The following is an 18769-nucleotide window of genomic DNA, read 5'->3' on the forward strand; positions in this document are numbered from 1 at the left end:
CGACCTATGTTGAAGAAGCTTTTTTATTGGTACGCTATTTGTACAGGGGCCTAATGGAACATCATATACATGCATAGATTCTTTTTCCATTTTTTTCTTCTTTTTACCCTAGGTGTTCTAGGCCAGACAAAGGTTGGAGGTATCGTTTCGGATGAAAGCGGTCAGCCTGTGGCCTTTGCAAATGTCCTCTTCCAAGGTTCTACCGAAGGTACTATAACCAATGATAACGGTCGGTTCTATTTGGAGTCGGACAATACGTATGATGTGTTGGTGGTTTCGTTCATCGGGTATGAGAACAAGGAGATTTCGCTCACTTCCAAGATAAACTTCAACATGGAAATTGTCCTTTCCGAAGCTGCCGAGCAACTCAACGAGGTAGTTTTGATATCGGGAAAGCAATCCAAAAAAAATAATCCCGCCGTGGATATACTACGAAAGATCTGGGCCAAAAAGCGGGAAAACGGTATTCGCAAATTCGACCAGTATGCCTTTGACAAATACGAAAAGGTGGAGTTTGATTTGAACACCATTGATAGCGCCTTGATGAAAAGAAAGATTTTCAAGGGGCTGGAATTCGTGTTTCAGGATTTGGATACCTCCCGCATCACGGGTAAAACCTATCTGCCCATCTTTTTGAACGAAACGTTTTCAAAGGTGTACGGCGATAATATAATCAACGAAGAAAAAGAGGACGTGTTGGGCAATAAAAATTCCGGCTTTGAGAATAATCAAGCTATCATTGCCTTCGTTCAGGACCTTTACCAGAGCTATGATATCTATGACAACTATCTCAAGTTTTTTGACAAGAGTTTTACGAGTCCGCTGTCAAGAACGGGAATAGACACCTATAACTATGCGTTGCGCGATAGTGCCTTTATCGATACAAAGTGGTGCTACAATATAGTATACTATCCCAGACGTAAAAACGAGCTAACGTTTAAGGGCGATTTTTGGGTGAACGACTCTACCTGGGCTATCAAGAACATTAATCTGGAAGTTACCAAAAGTGCCAACATCAACTGGGTCAAGGAAATATATATTGAGCAGGATTTTGAGGTGGTGAACGATTCCCTTTTTCTTTTGAAACGGGATTATATGCTGAGCGATTTCAGCTTTCAAAAAAAGGAGGAATCTAGGGGTGTTTATGGCAAACGGACCACGGTCTATGACAATTACGTGTTCAACGACAAAAGGCCGAAGGATTTTTACCGAAAGGACCAAAATCCTTTGGATATCAACTTGATCGTTAGGGACGATGAATTCTGGCAGAAAAACCGATTGGAATCCCTAAATAAGGATGAAGCGGGAATCTACACCTTGCTGGATACGCTAAAAACGGTTCCAAAATTCAAATCCTACTATAATTTGGTGAGCATACTTGGGTCCGGATATGTGGAGATCGATACATGGGACTTGGATATTGGTAATGTGTACGATGTGTTTGGGTTCAATCCGGCGGAAGGACCAAGGTTGCGGTTGGGAGCAAGGACCTATAGGGGCCAGAACGACCTATGGCGCTTGGAGGGCTACATGGCCTATGGATTTACGGACCAAAAGGTGAAACATGGATTGAGCGGTAAGTTTCTGATCGACCCAAAGACCCGTTTGATAGTTTCCGGTGGAAACAGGCGCGATATTGAGCAATTGGGTGTTAGCCTCACGGCGACCCGTGATGTGCTTGGCCGTAGCATCGCTTCTTCTTCGTTGTTGACGGTGGGGGCAAATAACAGACTGACGAATATTAATTTGAGCGCCCTTAATTTTGAAATGGAACCCATTACCAATTTTAGGATCTCCTTGGGCGGAACCTTCAGGACCCTGAGCTCTGCCCTGCCCAACGATTTTAGTCTGGATTATATAGACCCAGATGCCCCCAGTGGTGTATCATCCGAAATACGGCAGTTCGACTTCAATACCCTGTTGATCTATACACCCGGGAAAAAAACGATAGGCTATGGCGTGGAAAGGCGCGATGTAAACGATACCTATAGTACGCTATTGCTCAATTATACAAAAGGAACGGAGGGTGTCCTGGGCAGTGATTTTAACTATCAGAAATTACAATTTTCCTATAGCCAACCTTGGCAATTGGGTGGTTTTGGAAGATTGATGAGCACTGTGGAATTGGGCAAGACCTTTGGGGAAGTTCCTTTAGGCTTGTTGAGCGTGGTACCCGGAAACCAGACCTTTTTCTCAAATTATGGAACTTTCCCCAATCTCGATTTTTATGAATTTGTTACCGATACCTATGCATCGGTGCATTTGGAGCACAATTTTAATGGAAGACTCTTCTCCAGGATACCGTTTTTACGTAAATTGAACCTCAGGGAGATTGTGGGACTCAGGGGTGTTTGGGGAAGCCTATCGGACGAAAATATTGCCCTAAGTGCTCCGGCGAACGTTAATACGCCGCTAAGAGCGCCTTCGGAGAAAATATATTATGAATACTCCTTGGGAATAGGGAATATCTTTCGGATTTTCAGGATCGACTTTAATTTTAGGGGCAACTACTTGGACAATCCAGATGCCAGACCCTTTGGTATTACCGGAAGCTTCGGATTTAGTTTTTGATTTTCAGGGCAATTATCGGAAGTAGGCTTCGTTACTAAAACAAACAGAATTTATTTTATACACGAACATGGCCAATAAAAAAGACGTAACATTTGATGTTTTGATAGAGATTCCCAAAGGGAGCAGGAACAAATATGAGTATGATTTTACCTTACACAAAATACGGTTCGATAGGACCTTGTTTTCTTCCATGATGTACCCGGGGGATTACGGGTTTGTGCCGGAAACCCTTGCTTTGGACAGGGACCCACTGGATGTTTTGGTTTTGGGCACGGAACCAACGTTCCCTATGGTGGTCATGGAAGTTAAGCCCATAGGTGTATTTCACATGACCGATGAAAAAGGACCGGACGAGAAAATCATTTGTGTTCCCGTGTCGGATCCTATTTGGAGCAAGAGGGATGACATTAGCGATTTGAATCCGCATAGGCTCAAGGAAATAGAACACTTCTTTCAGGTGTACAAGGATCTGGAAAAAAAGAAAGTGGACACTGGTGGCTGGGGCAATCATGAAGAAGCCATTAAAATCTATCATGAGTGTGTTACAAGGTATCAGGAGAGCGAGCATAAGGATAAGCGCACCTTTATGATATAGCTATTTTAAGGAATGTAAAGCCCCCTTTATTATTATAAAAGGGGGCTTTTTTTATTATATTCTATTTTACTACTTTAGCAGCCACAAAAAAATAACTAATCAAATGGATTTAATCGTAAAGTTTTTACCTGCTTTTGGCCTCTTGGCGCTGGCATATGTTTTTATTAAGAGCTCCTGGGTTTCCAAGCAAGATGTAGGTAGTGAAAAGATGGCGAGAATAGCCAAAAACATTGCGGATGGAGCAATGTCCTTCTTAAAGGCCGAATACAAAATCTTGGCCGTTTTTGTAGCTGCCGTGGCAGTTTTATTGTTTTTTAAGGGGACCAATGAAGTTGGCTCCAACGGTATGGTGGCCGTATCCTTTGTTGTAGGTGCTATATGCTCCGCCTTGGCCGGATTCATTGGAATGAAGGTCGCTACCAAGGCCAATGTTAGGACTACGCAGGCCGCTAGGACTTCCTTAGGAAAGGCCTTGGAGGTTGCTTTTGCAGGCGGTGCCGTTATGGGACTTGGTGTTGTAGGATTGGGAGTATTAGGTTTGAGCAGTCTTTTTATGATATATAGTGGTCAAGGTTGGTCCTTGGGTGAAGTTTTGAATGTATTGTCAGGTTTCTCTTTGGGAGCATCTTCCATTGCGCTTTTTGCCCGTGTTGGTGGCGGTATCTATACCAAGGCAGCGGATGTAGGTGCGGATTTGGTTGGTAAGGTAGAAGCGGGTATTCCAGAGGATCACCCTTTGAATCCAGCTACCATTGCGGATAACGTAGGTGATAACGTTGGGGACGTTGCCGGTATGGGCGCGGATTTGTTCGAGTCCTATGTGGGTTCTATCATCGGTACCATGGTATTGGGAGCCGCTTTTGTTCAGATTCCCGCTTTTGCAGGTTCATTCGATGGTCTTGGTGCTGTGTACCTTCCATTGGTACTGGCAGCTGTCGGTATCATTATGTCCATCATTGGAACCCTCTTCGTTAAGGTAAAGGATGGCGGAAATCCACAGACCGCATTGAACATTGGGGAATTTGGATCCGCTGGTCTGATGTTGGTCGCCTGTTATTTTATAATTACCAATATGTTACCGGAAAGCTGGACTTTTGGGGGTGTAGAGTATGGTTCAATAGGTGTTTTCATAGCCGTATTGGCCGGACTCGTGGCCGGACTTGCCGTAGGTAAGGTTACCGAATATTACACGGGAACAGGTACAAAACCTGTTAATAGCATTGTAAGACAGTCCGAAACTGGAGCTGCTACGAACATTATCTCTGGATTAGGTGTGGGTATGATGTCCACTATGTTCCCTATTCTTTTGATTGCCGCTGCTATTTTGGTTTCCTATCATTTTGCGGGATTATACGGTATTGCGATTGCTGCCGTAGGGATGTTGGCCAATACGGGAATCCAATTGGCCGTGGATGCCTACGGACCCATTTCCGATAACGCAGGTGGTATTGCTGAAATGGCCGAATTGCCTAGCGAGGTTAGGGAACGTACCGATAAATTGGATGCGGTAGGAAACACTACGGCAGCCATTGGAAAGGGATTCGCAATTGCTTCTGCAGCCTTGACGGCCTTGGCCCTTTTTGCTGCTTTTATGCAAACGGCTAATGTAACTGCTATTGATGTTTCAAAACCGACCGTAATGGCCGGTCTACTGGTTGGTGGTATGTTACCATTCGTATTTTCTGCATTATCTATGAATGCGGTGGGGCGTGCGGCCATGGCCATGATCGAAGAGGTTCGTAGACAGTTTAGGGATATCCCCCAATTAAAGGCGGCCTTGGAGGTTATGAGAGCGGTGGATTCCGATATGTCCAAAGCTACCGAAGCCCAGAGAGCTACTTTTGATGCAGCCGATGGTGTTGCGGAATATGATAAGTGTGTGGCCATTTCTACACAGGCCTCCATTAAGGAAATGGTATTGCCAGGTCTTTTGGCCATTGCAGTTCCTGTTGCAGTTGGTTTTATAGGTGGTGCCGAAATGTTGGGCGGACTTTTGGCAGGTGTAACTACTTGTGGAGTTTTGATGGCCATCTTCCAGTCCAATGCCGGTGGTGCTTGGGATAACGCTAAAAAAACCATAGAAAGTGACGGACGTAAAGGTACGGACGCCCATAAAGCGGCGGTTGTAGGTGATACGGTAGGAGATCCTTTCAAGGATACTTCAGGTCCTTCCTTGAATATTCTTTTGAAGTTAATGTCCGTTGTGGCTTTGGTAATTGCGCCAAGTATTGCAATGAGCGGCGATAGCATGACGGCTTATAACGAAGAGAAAATCGCTACCGAAGTTGTTGCAAAGCAAGTTGAAAAACAAGTTGAGGTAAAAATGGAAAAAACTGGAGATACCATGGTAAAGGCTACTGTGGTGACTACTTTAACCGAAAATGGTCAAAAGTCCATAAGCGAGCAAGTTTTTGAAGGAACTGAGGAGGAAGTGAAAGCCAAAATCGAGGCCTTCAACAAATCTAGTGAAGGTGTTAAAGTCCAAATCGAAAAAGTAGTCGAAGATGTTAAGGAAGAAGTTCAGTAAGACCTTTTTATTTAATTATTTCTAAAATAGTATCGGTCCTGCCATTATTGGCGGGACCGTTTTATTTTTTGTATGCCGAAGTATTACTGAAGTTTAAAATGAATGGGAATACTAAAAGAGACCTTTACAGGAGTTCCTCTTTGTTTTCCTGGGGTCATTTTAGGAAGTTTTGAAAGAATGCGAATAGCTTCTTCCTCCAAAATTTTATGGGGTCCTCTTTTTTGTATGGTTCCAATAGATCCATCGCTTTTGATTTCAAACTGGGTACTGACCCTACCCTGAATCCCCATTTCTTGGGCCATTTCTGGATAACGGAAGTTTTTTTGGATATGCTTTTGCATCATTTCGTTAAAACATTCCCGTTTGTCCTTGGCATTTTCGCAACCTGGGAAAACGGGCACATCTTCTATCGTTATCCAGTTTACATTGACCTCTTCCTCTATTTCTTCAACCACTAAATCTTCAGGTTCAATTATTTCGGTTTCGGTATCAGCTTCTGTAGATAATATTTCAGTTTCATCAATTTCAACATCGTTGTCTTCCACTTTTATTTCAGGGGGAAGCACTTGTTTAATTTTGGGTCTTTCAATCTTAAATATTTCTAGCGGTTCTTCATCTATTTCAATTGGAGCAACATTCATGCTTACATCATAGATGGAGTTAGGTTCATACGTTTTCCATTCCAAGGCAACAAATGCCAGCCCTAGTAGGAGCATGAGTCCTAAAACAAAGAAAAGGCCACTTTTTTTGATGAGGTCTTTTTTCGGGTTCTTTTTTGGTTTCATCTTTTAAATAATTGTGGCTTCCATGGTGCAAGCCTGATTATACATGCGTTTTGTTATGAACTAAAGCTATGCTAAAGGACTCGGTCTTAAAATGGCCAATGAGTGAAGGGTCTGTTTGAATGAGTGAAAATCTACTAGCGGTATTTTTACGGTAAAATTTTTCATGCCCAATGGAAAATGAATGTATTTTTGAGCATATGGGATTTCTTAAAAAGGATAAACTTCAGATTATCGCATTTAATGGATATGGGACTTCTCATAGATTCTATGTCCGTGGTAGGGCGCTGGAAGATGAGAATATCGACCTGGGGCATAAAGGCGCTTTTAAGTTATTGATCAATACTTGGAAACGGTTCGAGACCGATGAGATTAAAAACACCCCAATACGAATTGCCATTGGCGATACCATCATCCTTCAAGGAAAGACGGACCATGAAGGATATTATTTGGTGAACGAGCAAGTGGAGAACCTTTCTGAATATGTGAACGAGGAAGGGTGGGTGAAATTTGAAATCTCCTTTCAGGACACCAAACTAAAAAGGGAAATAATAAACCAAAACCGCTTTCCCGGGGAAATGTTGATTCCCAGTGCTAAGGCAAAATTTGGGGTCATTAGTGATATTGATGATACCATCTTGCATACGGGCGTGGTCTCTTCCTTAAAGTGGGAAGTGATTATCAATACCATGTTTAAAAGGGCGACAAGCAGAAGGCCCTTGGAAGGGGCGGCGGAATTTTATCATCTACTTCATCAAGGCAAAGCTGAGGAAGAGGCGAACCCTATTTTCTATGTAAGCCATAGTCCTTGGAACCTATACCGATATTTGGAACTTTTTCTTACGATCAACAAATTCCCAAAAGGTCCCATTTTACTGCGAAGTATGTCCAGTTTTACCCGAAGAAAACGAAGTGAGAAACCCCAAAAGCAAAAGGAAATCACGGGAATCTTAAATACTTATCCGCAGCTTTCCTTCATTCTAATTGGAGATAGTGGTGAAAAGGACGCGGATATTTACATTGAAATTGCAAAGTTGTTTCCCAACCGGATAAAGGCCATTTACTTGAGGAGTGTATCGGACGGCCGAAGAATGGCCAGGGTATCCAATTTGTTCTCGGCCCACAAAAACATTCCCTTTTTAATGGTGAACAAAACGGAAGAAGCCATAGCCCATGCAAAAGAACAAGGTTTTATTTAATTGGCACCGCCAAAGGGTTTTATTTACCGAGGCCTGACCCGAAATTAGAAGGTCGCTTACTACGAATGCCTTGTGGCCTAGCCCTAGGTAGTCTACTTGAGAGGGTTTAAAATAACCCGTTTATTTCCGCATCGATTTTGTTAATTACTTTACCAAGATCCTCGGGTTTGTCCACGAAGTCAATTTCGTCCACATCAATGATCAACAATTTACCTTTATCATAACCGTGGACCCACGCTTCATAGCGTTCGTTCAATCGGCTTAAATAATCAATCGAAATACTGTTTTCATAATCCCTGCCTCGTTTGTGTATCTGTTTTACCAAATTGGGTATGGAACTTCTAAGGTAAATAAGCAGTTCAGGGGGTTCCACCAAAGATTCCATCAATTCAAACAGACTGGAATAATTTTTAAAGTCCCTATTGGTCATAAGGCCCATGGCATGAAGGTTGGGTGCAAAAATATGGGCATCCTCATAAATGGTACGGTCCTGTATGACGTCCTTACCGGTTTCCCGGATCTGGACAATTTGTCTGTACCTGCTGTTTAGGAAATAGATTTGAAGGTTAAAGCTCCAACGTTCCATTTGGGTGTAAAAATCATCGAGGTAGGGGTTGTCCACAACGTCCTCAAAATGCGCTTCCCACTTATAATGTTTGGCCAGTAATCTTGTCAATGTGGTTTTACCTGCTCCAATGTTTCCTGCTACGGCAATGTGCATTTGGTGTTATTTAACGGTTAGTTGTTCTGAAAAAGTTGTAGCGTACAATATACGAAGTATATTAACTTTCAGAAAAAATAGTAGTTGAAATGCCTACAATATTTTTATTTGATAAAATGCAGAAAATTAGGTTGTAAAACGCTTAATCTAACTTTGATAATTAAACTTTTTGAATAACTTTGGCCCATAAATAAAGAGGAAGGATTTGACTGATTGCAACCTCGTTAAAAATGCTAAAGCAGTTTTGTGTCGGGAACGTTTCCGGCGCTCTCCTGAGAAACAATACCTCCTTTAGTCGGGCAACTTCCAAATCCTTTTTAAAAGAAAAAGAAATGGCGTATTTATTTACATCGGAATCCGTTAGTGAAGGACATCCGGATAAAGTGGCAGATCAAATCAGTGATGCCCTGTTGGATCATTTTTTGGCTTTTGACCCAGAAAGTAAAGTGGCCTGTGAAACCTTGGTTACTACGGGTCAGGTAGTATTGGCTGGAGAAGTGAAAAGCCATACCTATTTGGACGTGCAGAATATTGCAAGGGAGGTCATCAATAAAATAGGATATACCAAAGGCGAGTACCAATTTAGTGGCGATTCCTGTGGCGTAATTTCCTTGATTCATGAACAATCCCAAGACATCAATCAAGGTGTGGACAGGGGTTCCAAAGAGGAACAGGGAGCCGGGGATCAGGGGATGATGTTCGGTTATGCCACAAAGGAAACGGAGAATTACATGCCTTTGGCCTTGGACATTTCCCATAAAATATTGCACACCTTGGCGGAACTTCGTAGGGAAGGGAAGGAAATAAAATACTTAAGACCGGATGCCAAGGCACAGGTAACCATCGAGTACTCGGATGAAAATGTACCGCAACGTATCGATACCATTGTGGTGTCCACCCAGCACGATGCCTTTGATTCCAACGATGAGGCTATGCTGTCAAAGATTAAATCGGACATCATATCCATCCTTATCCCTAAGGTGAAATCCCAATTGCCTGAGGAAATTCAGCAATTGTTCGATGACCAGATTACCTATCATATCAATCCCACGGGAAAATTCGTCATCGGTGGGCCTCATGGGGACACCGGTTTGACCGGAAGAAAGATTATCGTGGATACCTATGGAGGCAAGGGAGCCCATGGTGGAGGAGCCTTTAGTGGTAAGGATCCCAGCAAGGTAGACCGTAGCGCGGCCTACGCGGCGCGTCATATAGCCAAAAATTTGGTTGCTGCCGGCGTCGCCGATGAAATTTTGGTTCAGGTAAGTTATGCCATTGGGGTAGTGGAACCTACGTCCATTTTTGTGGAAACGTATGGAACGTCCAATGTCAATTTGAGCGACGGTGAAATTGCCAGAAAAGTAAGGCAATTGTTCGATTTAAGACCTTTTGCGGTCGAGGAACGCCTAAAGCTTAGAAACCCCATTTATTTGGAAACCGCTGCCTATGGTCACATGGGTAAGGAATCCAAAAAAGTGATCAAAGTTTTCGAATCCCCGTATAACGGTCGGGTTGAAATGGAAGTAGAATTGTTTACCTGGGAGAAATTGGATATGGTGCAGGAGGTAAAAGTCGCCTTTGGGCTATAACAAATTTTCAATACTATTTACATAAAGGAGCCATATATGGCTCTTTTTTATTTTCAGGAATAACCATTCTTTCCTAGCTTTAAGGACAATTAATTCAACCATAATGAAATCTACCTTAAAGTATCTACTGACATTGTTCATTATTACTTCCTTTGCGTATTCCTGCAAAAGAACGAACCAAACTACGGAGACCATTGAGGTTTCGGATACCTATGTAGCCGACAATTACACCAAAAAGGAGGTGGATATTGAAATGCGTGACGGTATTAAGCTACACACCACCATTTATTCCCCTAAGGATACTTCCGTAAAATATCCTATCATTATGCAACGCACCCCCTATAGTTCCAGACCCTATGGTGAAGGTCAGTTCAAGGAAGCTATCGCACCCAATAAGCATATGATGAAGGAGGGGTATATCGTGGTATATCAAGACGTGCGGGGCAGGTGGTTGAGCGAGGGCCACTATGAAAATATGCGGGCCTTTATTCCCAATAAGAAATCGGATCAAGACATCGATGAAAGTTCAGACACCTACGATACTATAGAATGGTTGGTGAACAATGTGGAAAACAACAATGGCAGGGTAGGAATTTGGGGCATTTCCTATCCCGGGTTTTATTCCACCTATGCCACGGTGGATGCGCACCCGGCTTTAAAGGCGGCTTCGCCCCAGGCGTGTATCGGCGATTTCTTTTTTGACGATTTCCACCACAACGGCGCCTATTTGTTGAGTTATTTTAGGGCGACGAGCGTTTTCGGGACGCCTAGGCCCAATGGGGATCAGCCCATTGATACGGCATGGTATGACCTTCCGGACCTGGGAACGGAAGACCAGTATCAGTTTTTTCTGGATGCAGGGCCCTTAAAAAATTTAGATCGATTTTTTGAGTACGAAACCGGGGATACCCCAAGGATGGCCATGGACGGCCAGACGGACGATTTCTTTTGGAACGAGTTAAAGGAACATCCCAATTACGATGAGCTTTGGCAAAGCCGGGGACTTATCCAACACTTGAAGGATGTAAAAAACCATGTAGCTACCATGATTGTTGGGGGTTGGTTCGATGCCGAAGATTTGTACGGTCCCTTGGAAACCTACAAAAACATTGAAAAGTATAATAAGGACAACTACAACACCATGGTATTTGGTCCTTGGGACCATGGCGGATGGGCCAGAAGCAGGGGAAAGAACATCGTAGGGAATTATTATTTTGGGGATGGTATTTCCGAATTTTTTCAGGAAAACATTGAGACGAAGTTTTTCCATCATTTTCTCAAAGGCGATGGAAGCATGAATAGTGGACTCCCCGAAGCCTATGTCTTTGATTCCGGTAGGAAGGAGTGGAAACAATACGATACCTGGCCACCTGCCGGGGTCGAGAAGCAGGATATGTATCTGAGCGAAAATCAGGAATTGACCACGGAGAAGCGGGGCGAAACAGGAATACAGTTCGTTAGTGATATTAAAAAACCGGTACCGTATTCGGAGGATATTAAATCGGTTTTCACCCCTAGAAAATATATGACGGACGATCAACGATTCGCCGCAAGAAGGTCGGACGTATTGGTTTTTGAGACCGATGTTTTGACAGAGGACCTTACCTTGGCAGGCGATATTATGGCGAATTTGAATGTTGCCACCACGGGAACGGCTGCGGATTGGATCGTAAAAGTAATCGATGTGCACCCTGCCGATGCCGAAAATCATGAGGAGATGCAGGACCATCTTAAAATGAGCAACTACCATTTGATGGTGCGTAGTGAGGTATTAAGGGGAAGGTTTCGGAACAGTTTCTCAGACCCGGAACCCTTTGTGCCCAATGAAAAAACGGCTGTAAATATTAAGCTTCAGGATGTATTCCATACAATCAAAAAGGGACACAAATTACAGATTCAGGTGCAGAGCACCTGGTTTCCTTTAATAGATTTGAACCCCCAAACGTATGTGGAAAATATTTTTAAGGCGGATGAAACCGACTTTAAGACCCAGACCCATACGGTTTTCACGGATTCCAAGATTGAGTTTACGGTATTACCGTAAGTATTTCAATCCCTCCGATCCGATACTCCGTATCGCGCCACCTCCCTTTACCAAAGGGAGGAGCTTTTTTTGGAACTTAAATTTTCACTTGTTTACTATAAAATTTGCTCCCCTCTTTTGCAAAGAGGGGTGATTCAGCTTTGCTGAATCGGGGAGATTGATTTTTGGTTTGATTTTTTCAATCCCTCCGACCCGATACTCCGTATCGCGTCACCTCCCTTTTCCAAAGGGAGGAGCTTTTTTTGGAACTTAAATTTTCACTTGTTTGCTATAAAATTTGCTCCCCTCTTTAGAAAAGAGGGGTGATTCGGCCATGCCGAATCGGGGAGATTGGTTTTGAGTACAATATTTTCAATCCCTCCGACCCGATACTCCGTATCGAGCCACCTCCCTTTTCTAAAGGGAGGAGCTTGTAAAGTTATTTTTGATTTCTTCTAGTACGGATGGTAAATTTTCAAATACCATTTTGTTTTCAAATCGGATTACCTTCAAACCAAGATTCTCAATGTGCTCGGTCCGTTTTTCATCATGGGTGTGGGCCACTGGATTCATGTGGACTTGCCCATCCAATTCAATGATTAATTTTTCAGAAGGGCAATAAAAATCCACAATGAACCAGTCAATACTGTGTTGCTTGTGGAATTTTCTACCTTCCAATTGTTTTGCTTTCAGATGTTTCCATAAAAAGGCTTCGGCAGAAGTTAACTTTTTTCTAAGCTCTTTTCTTCTGTCCAAAAATTCCTTGCGGTTATGGTGTTTATTAGGCACAACTAAAAATACTAATAATTTGCTCCCCTCTTTAGAAAAGAGGGGTGATTCGGCGTTGCTGAATCGGGGAGATTGACTTGTTTGTTCAAAAATTTCAATCCCTCCGACCCGATACTCCGTATCGCGCCACCTCCCTTTGAAAAAGGGAGGAGCTTTTTTTGGAACTTAAATTTTCACTCGTTTATTATAAAATTTGCTCCCCTCTTTAGAAAAGAGGGGTGATTCGGCGTTGCTGAATCGGGGAGTTTGGTTTTGAGTTTATATTTTCAATCCCTCCGACCCGATACTTCGTATCGTGCCACCTCCCTTTACTAAAGGGAGGAGCTTTTTTTGGAACTTACATTATCAACTTGTTTAGTATAAAATTTGCTCCCTTCTTTTTTAAAGAAGGTTGATTCGGCCATGCCGAATTGGGGAGATAGGGATTTAGGTTAATATTTTCAATCCCTCCGACCCGATACTTCGTATCGCGTCACCTCCCTTTTCCAAAGGGAGGAGCTTTTTTTGGAACTTAAATTTTCACTTGTTTGCTATAAAATTTGCACCCCTCTTTTGCAAAGAGGGGTGATTCGGCCATGCCGAGTCGGGGAGATTGGGATTTTAATTAATATTTTACAATCCCTCCGACCCGATACTCCGTATCGCGCCACCTCCCTTTTTTAAAGGGAGGAGCTTTTTAAGGTTTGCCATAAAGGGAAAGAGGTTTAAACCTATCGTTTCACTAGGGTTTTGTTAAATTTTTGGATTTGATTAGGATTTTAAAAGTTCCTGCCCTTATATTTGCCCCGTTAAGTTCAAACACGTATTGAATAGTTATCAAGAAAGGTGGAGGGATTGGACCCTTTGAAGCCTTAGCAACCCTTGTTCACCCGATTATCGGAAACAAGAAGGTGCTACATTCTACCCCGTTTGGGGAAGGATAACAGTCATCGAAATTTCTTCGATTCACTTTCTTATAACTTTTTGATTTTATCGAACCGCATCGTCGGCAGGTTCGGGTTTGGCTTTTTTAATCAATTTATGATGTCCGCGATCAATCAAGGACTTAACCATTAAAAAACAAAAATCATGAGCAATCAAAAATTAGCAACGAACGCACTTCATGCCGGGCATGACACTACACAATCCGCAGGTACTAGGGCCGTACCTATCTATCAGACATCGTCGTACGTATTCAATAACACCCAACATGCGGCCAATCTATTTTCCTTGGCCGAATTGGGCTTTATTTATACCCGCTTGAACAACCCTACCAACCAGATTCTTCAGGACCGTTTGGCCGCTGTGGAAGGTGGTATCGGTGCGGTGGTATTCTCCTCGGGAACGGCTGCCATTTCTACGGGGTTGTTGACGCTTTTAAAGGCCGGGGACCATATTGTAGCCTCCAGCAGTTTATATGGGGGTACGTTCAACCTGTTGAATGTGACGCTCCCACGTTTGGGAATCCATACGACCTTTGTAGATGCCTCAAAACCCGAAAATTTTGGGAAGGCCGTAAAGGAAAATACCAGGGCTATCTTTGTGGAATCTTTGGGAAATCCAAAACTGGACGTTCTCGATTTAAAGGCTATATCCAAGGAAGCCAAAGCAGCGGGCGTTCCGTTCATCGTGGATAATACGGTAGCCACTCCGGCATTATTAAACCCCATTGAACATGGCGCCAATTTGGTCATCCATTCTTTGACAAAATACATTGGGGGTCAGGGTACATCTTTGGGCGGTGCCATTATCGATGCGGGTACTTTCGACTGGGCCAATGGAAAATTCCCGGAATTTACGGAACCTTCCGCAGGGTATCACGGTTTAGTATATCATGAAGCCTTGGGAGCTGCAGCCTTTACCTTTAAACTGATTTTGGAAGGTCTTAGGGATTTTGGCGGTGCTTTGAGTCCGTTCAATGCCTTTCAAATTATACAGGGATTGGAAACCTTACCCGTGCGTATTAAGCAACATAGTGCGAATGCCTTGGAGCTTGCAGAATGGCTGCAAAGCAGGGACGAGGTCGCTTGGGTAAAATATCCCGGATTAAAGGGCGACGATTATTATGATTTGGCCCAGGAATACCTGCCCAAAGGCCAAAGCGGCTTGGTTACCTTTGGGGTTAAAGGAGGATTTGAAGCGGCCAAAAGCGTGACCGATGCCACCAAAATATTCTCGCTTTTGGCAAATATTGGCGATACAAAATCCCTCATTATCCATCCGGCGAGTACCACACATCAGCAGTTGACGCAAGAACAGCAACTGGGTGCGGGCGTTTCTCAGGATTTGATCCGACTTTCCGTTGGCCTAGAGGATATAGAAGATTTAAAGGCCGATTTGGAACAGGCCTTTGCCGCAGCCAATATCTAGCGGTAAAAGAAACGAGTCAATACACGGCAAAACGCTGATAAATAGATAATTTTGGCATCCTATGCTACATCATTTACATATAAGGGAATATACCACGCTTTCTGGAGTAACCCAGGATATAGAACTGTCCTATGAACTGTTTGGGGCCAAGCTCCATACGGCTCCCATAATTTTGGTGAACCATGCCCTCACGGGGAATTCCAACGTTACGGGAGAAAACGGTTGGTGGTCTGCCTTAATCGGCGATGGAAAATGCATCGATACGAAAAAGTATACCATCCTTTGTTTTAACATCCCCGGAAACGGATACGATAAGTTTGTCATTGAAAATTATAAGGATTTTGTGGCCGGGGATATCGCCCGCATTTTCTTGTTGGGGTTGGAAAAACTGAACATTAAAAAGCTTTTTGCCATCATCGGGGGTTCTTTGGGAGGGGGTATCGCCTGGGAAATGGCGGCCATCAATCCCAATTTGACGGAGCATCTGGTTCCAGTGGCGTCTGACTGGAAATCGACCGATTGGCTCATCGCCAATTGTCAGATCCAGGAACAGTTTCTGGTGAATTCCAAACAGCCCGTACACGACGCCCGTATGCACGCCATGTTGTGCTATCGTACCCCCGAGTCCTTCAAGGAGCGGTTTAAACGCAGTACGAACGAGGAGCTTCAGGTGTTCAATGTGGAAAGCTGGCTGATGCACCACGGGGAAAAGTTACAGGAACGCTTTCAATTATCGGCCTATAAACTGATGAACCAATTGTTGAAGACCATCGATGTGACCCGAAACGGCGAAGAGAACTTCATCAAACTTCAAAATAGTGCTACCAATATCCATATCATTGGGGTGGATTCCGACCTGTTTTTTACGGCGAAGGAGAACAAGGATACCTTTAAACAGTTGGCCCAGGCCAATAGTAACGTAACCTATGGCGAGGTACAATCGCTCCATGGTCATGATGCCTTTCTGATCGAGTTCGAGCAAATGGAAAAACTGCTGAGTTCCATTTTCAATACAAATGGAAAATCGGGAAAGGTAAAAGTCTTGAAATTCGGGGGGAAGTCCTTGAGCAACGGAGAGGGATTGGAACGCGTGTTGGACGTCATCGTTTCCAAAGTGAAGTCAGGCGAGAATATTGCCGTGGTGTTATCCGCACGTGAAAAGGCGACCGATCAATTGGAAAGTCTGTTGGATAAGGCCGCCAAGGGAAAACCGTACAAGGAAGATTTCGAGGCACTGGAAAATTACCAACAGCATACGTACTGCAATGTAAACCTTTCCAAGGAGTTCAAGAGCTTGGCCAAGTTGTTCGAAGGGGTTTCCTTATTGGGCGATTATAGTGCCAAGATTAAGGATGAGGTTTTGGCGTATGGGGAATTGATTTCGGCTAAATTGGTGACCAAACTTTTGATCGGTAAAGGCATTAATGCCCGATTTTTGGATTCACGGGAACTCATTACCACCGATGCCACTTTTGGGGATGCCAAAGTCTTGGAACATGTTTCCAAGGAAAAGGTGTTGTTGAAGTTTGCGGAATTGCCCCACGATGCCGTTCCCATCATTACGGGTTTCATTGCCGCTACCGAGGACGGGGAAACCACTACGCTGGGAAGGAACGGCAGTAATTACAGCGCCGCCCTTTTGGCCAATTTCTTGGATGCCGAAGAGTTGCAAAATTATACGCATGTCGATGGAATTTTTACTGCCAATCCGGATTATGTGAAGGAGGCCAAGCGAATCAGCAACTTGAGTTATGCAGAGGCGAACGAGATGGCCAACTTTGGAGCCACGATTTTGCATGCCAAGACGATTATTCCGTTGATTGAAAAGAACATTCCGCTACGGATTTTAAACACTTATAACGACGATAACGAGGGCACGCTGATCAGTGCCAAGTCCAGCAAAGAAGGTATCCGTTCCATTTCGGTCATTGAGGATGTGGCCTTGATCAACCTGGAAGGGCGCGGTTTGTTGGGGAAAGTGGGTATTGATGCCCGTATCTTCAAGACTTTGGAGGCCATCAACATCAGTGTAAGCATTATTTCCCAGGGTTCTTCGGAGCGGGGAATCGGTTTGGTGGTGAAGCGCGACAAGGCGGAACGCGCCAAGCGAGCCTTGGAGAACGAGTTTTCGAGCGATTTCCAGAGTCAGGACATCAATATGATCAAGGTGGTAGCCGACGTATCGGTCATTTCCGTGGTAGGTCAGGATTTGAGCACCTTCCACAAACCTTTCAATGCCCTTATCAAAAACCAGATCGTACCGCTGTTGTTCAACAATACGGTATCGGGTAAAAACGTGAGTTTGGTGGTGCGGAAATCGGACTTGACCAAGGCAGTAAACGTGATGCATGGGCAGATTTTCGGGGTGAGCAAAAAGGTAAATCTGGCGGTTTTCGGTCACGGAAACGTTGGAGGAACACTGATCGACCAGATCTTGAAATCGGCCAAAAATATCGAGGCCCGAAAAGGTATCGATTTGAGAGTCTTCGCCATTGCCAATTCAAGAAAGGTATTGTTGGACGCTAACGGGGTAACAGGTCGATGGAAGACCAACATCCAAAGCAAGGGAAAATCCTATGAGGTCAAGGATGTCATCGAGTTTGCCAAAAGCAATCATCTGGAAAACCTGATCGTCATCGACAACACCGCTAGTCGGGATTTTGTGGCCCATTATTTCGATTTTGTGGAGAACGGCTTCGATGTTGTTTCCTCCAATAAAATTGCCAATACCCTTGGATTCGATTACTATCAATTATTGCGTGAAGAATTGGACAAACACCAAAAGCAATACCTGTACGAGACCAATGTAGGTGCTGGCTTGCCGCTGATTGATACCATAAAATTATTGCATTTGTCGGGCGAAAATATCACCCGTATCAAAGGCGTATTTTCAGGGTCTTTGAGTTATATTTTCAATACCTTTTCTGAGGTGGATGCCCCATTTTCCTCCATTATAAAGGATGCCAAACTAAAAGGCTTTACGGAACCTGACCCTCGGGAAGACCTTTCCGGGAACGATGTGGGCCGAAAGCTGTTAATTCTGGCAAGGGAATTGGATCTGAGCAACGAATTTACTGATATCAACATTGAAAACCTGATTCCGTCGACCTTGGAAAAAGGAGATGTGAATTTCTTTATGGAGCATATGGAGGTGTTGGACGATACCTTCAACGAAATCAAAAGGAACCAAAAACCGAACCATGTATTGCGCTATGTGGGCGACCTACATGGGGATTTGCAAAAGGAAAAAGGTATCTTGGATGTGAAACTCGTTTCCGTACCCAAGGAAAGTGCCTTGGGGCAGGTAAAAGGGTCTGACTCCATCATCGAAATTTATACCGAGTCTTACGGTGAAAACCCCTTGGTCATCCAAGGTGCCGGTGCAGGTGCCGCGGTGACCGCCCGTGGGGTTTTTGGAGATATATTACGGATTGCGGAGAAAAGCTGACTTTTAAGGAGAAAAGGAAAAGAGAGAGGAGAAAAGAGAAAAGAGAGAAGAGAGAAGAGAGAAGAGAAAAATGGAAATTGAAAAATGAAAAGTGTTTTTTTGCTAATTGCTAATTGCTAATTGCTAATTGCTAATTGCTAATTGCTAATTGCTAATTGCTAATTGCTAATTGCTAA

Annotated in this window: 11 protein-coding genes and 1 riboswitch; of the genes, 8 read left to right on the forward strand and 3 right to left on the reverse strand. The window is 43.7% G+C overall.

The window, feature by feature from the left end:
- The first annotated feature begins 69 nt into the window (after positions 1-69).
- The 3 genes from FEK29_RS16900 (at position 70) to FEK29_RS16910 (ending at position 5693) form a co-directional block, all read left to right on the forward strand.
- Positions 70-2571, forward strand: a complete 2502-nt coding sequence (locus FEK29_RS16900; RefSeq protein ID WP_138259615.1) for a DUF5686 and carboxypeptidase-like regulatory domain-containing protein — start codon at positions 70-72, stop codon at positions 2569-2571.
- Between the two features lie 67 nt (positions 2572-2638).
- The gene (locus FEK29_RS16905) at positions 2639-3166 is read left to right on the forward strand and encodes an inorganic diphosphatase (protein ID WP_138259616.1); all 528 of its coding nucleotides are present in this window, start codon (positions 2639-2641) and stop codon (positions 3164-3166) included.
- A 103-nt stretch (positions 3167-3269) separates the two neighbouring features.
- Positions 3270-5693, forward strand: coding sequence for a sodium-translocating pyrophosphatase (locus tag FEK29_RS16910; protein ID WP_138259617.1), 2424 nt, complete (start codon positions 3270-3272; stop codon positions 5691-5693).
- A gap of 83 nt (positions 5694-5776) precedes the next feature.
- Here the strand turns inward: FEK29_RS16910 and FEK29_RS16915 are convergent, their stop codons facing one another.
- Positions 5777-6478 (reverse strand): energy transducer TonB, encoded by a 702-nt coding sequence (locus FEK29_RS16915; protein ID WP_138259618.1) that lies wholly within the window; start codon positions 6476-6478, stop codon positions 5777-5779.
- A gap of 170 nt (positions 6479-6648) precedes the next feature.
- Here FEK29_RS16915 and FEK29_RS16920 point away from each other — a divergent pair, with 170 nt between their 5' ends.
- Positions 6649-7674, forward strand: coding sequence for an App1 family protein (locus FEK29_RS16920; protein ID WP_240042778.1), 1026 nt, complete (start codon positions 6649-6651; stop codon positions 7672-7674).
- 106 nt (positions 7675-7780) lie between these two features.
- Here the strand turns inward: FEK29_RS16920 and FEK29_RS16925 are convergent, their stop codons facing one another.
- The gene (locus tag FEK29_RS16925) at positions 7781-8395 is read right to left on the reverse strand and encodes a deoxynucleoside kinase (RefSeq protein ID WP_138259619.1); all 615 of its coding nucleotides are present in this window, start codon (positions 8393-8395) and stop codon (positions 7781-7783) included.
- 332 nt (positions 8396-8727) lie between these two features.
- On the opposite strand from FEK29_RS16925, the gene metK reads away from it, so the two are divergent.
- Entirely contained in the window at positions 8728-9984 is a 1257-nt protein-coding gene (gene metK, locus FEK29_RS16930) for a methionine adenosyltransferase (protein WP_138259620.1), read from the forward strand.
- 103 nt (positions 9985-10087) lie between these two features.
- Entirely contained in the window at positions 10088-12028 is a 1941-nt protein-coding gene (locus tag FEK29_RS16935) for a CocE/NonD family hydrolase (RefSeq protein ID WP_138259621.1), read from the forward strand.
- 396 nt (positions 12029-12424) lie between these two features.
- On the opposite strand, the gene FEK29_RS16940 is transcribed toward FEK29_RS16935, so the two are convergent.
- Positions 12425-12763 (reverse strand): endonuclease domain-containing protein, encoded by a 339-nt coding sequence (locus FEK29_RS16940; RefSeq protein ID WP_240042779.1) that lies wholly within the window; start codon positions 12761-12763, stop codon positions 12425-12427.
- Between the two features lie 843 nt (positions 12764-13606).
- A riboswitch (SAM riboswitch) is annotated at positions 13607-13722 on the forward strand.
- Positions 13723-13864: 142 nt separating this feature from the next.
- Between FEK29_RS16940 and FEK29_RS16945 the strand changes: the two genes are divergently transcribed.
- Both FEK29_RS16945 and thrA read left to right on the forward strand, forming a co-directional pair.
- A complete protein-coding gene (locus FEK29_RS16945) occupies positions 13865-15145 on the forward strand; it encodes an O-acetylhomoserine aminocarboxypropyltransferase/cysteine synthase family protein (RefSeq protein WP_138259623.1) in 1281 nt (426 codons plus the stop codon).
- Positions 15146-15206: 61 nt separating this feature from the next.
- Complete coding sequence (thrA, locus tag FEK29_RS16950) at positions 15207-18593, forward strand: bifunctional aspartate kinase/homoserine dehydrogenase I (RefSeq protein ID WP_138259624.1); 3387 nt, start codon at positions 15207-15209, stop codon at positions 18591-18593.
- Positions 18594-18769 lie beyond the last annotated feature (176 nt).

The sequence above is a fragment of the Maribacter aurantiacus genome (assembly GCF_005780245.1).
Taxonomy (GTDB): domain Bacteria; phylum Bacteroidota; class Bacteroidia; order Flavobacteriales; family Flavobacteriaceae; genus Maribacter; species Maribacter flavus.

Bases quoted from the DNA above. Each gene is read 5' to 3' on its own strand.
- FEK29_RS16920 (WP_240042778.1), top strand. From the start codon at position 6,649: ATGGAAAATGAATGTATTTTTGAGCATATGGGATTTCTTAAAAAGGAT.
- metK (WP_138259620.1), top strand. From the start codon at position 8,728: ATGGCGTATTTATTTACATCGGAATCCGTTAGTGAAGGACATCCGGAT.
- FEK29_RS16905 (WP_138259616.1), top strand. From the start codon at position 2,639: ATGGCCAATAAAAAAGACGTAACATTTGATGTTTTGATAGAGATTCCC.
- FEK29_RS16910 (WP_138259617.1), top strand. From the start codon at position 3,270: ATGGATTTAATCGTAAAGTTTTTACCTGCTTTTGGCCTCTTGGCGCTG.
- FEK29_RS16945 (WP_138259623.1), top strand. From the start codon at position 13,865: ATGAGCAATCAAAAATTAGCAACGAACGCACTTCATGCCGGGCATGAC.
- FEK29_RS16935 (WP_138259621.1), top strand. From the start codon at position 10,088: ATGAAATCTACCTTAAAGTATCTACTGACATTGTTCATTATTACTTCC.
- FEK29_RS16925 (WP_138259619.1), bottom strand. From the start codon at position 8,395: ATGCACATTGCCGTAGCAGGAAACATTGGAGCAGGTAAAACCACATTG.
- FEK29_RS16915 (WP_138259618.1), bottom strand. From the start codon at position 6,478: ATGAAACCAAAAAAGAACCCGAAAAAAGACCTCATCAAAAAAAGTGGC.
- thrA (WP_138259624.1), top strand. From the start codon at position 15,207: ATGCTACATCATTTACATATAAGGGAATATACCACGCTTTCTGGAGTA.
- FEK29_RS16900 (WP_138259615.1), top strand. From the start codon at position 70: ATGCATAGATTCTTTTTCCATTTTTTTCTTCTTTTTACCCTAGGTGTT.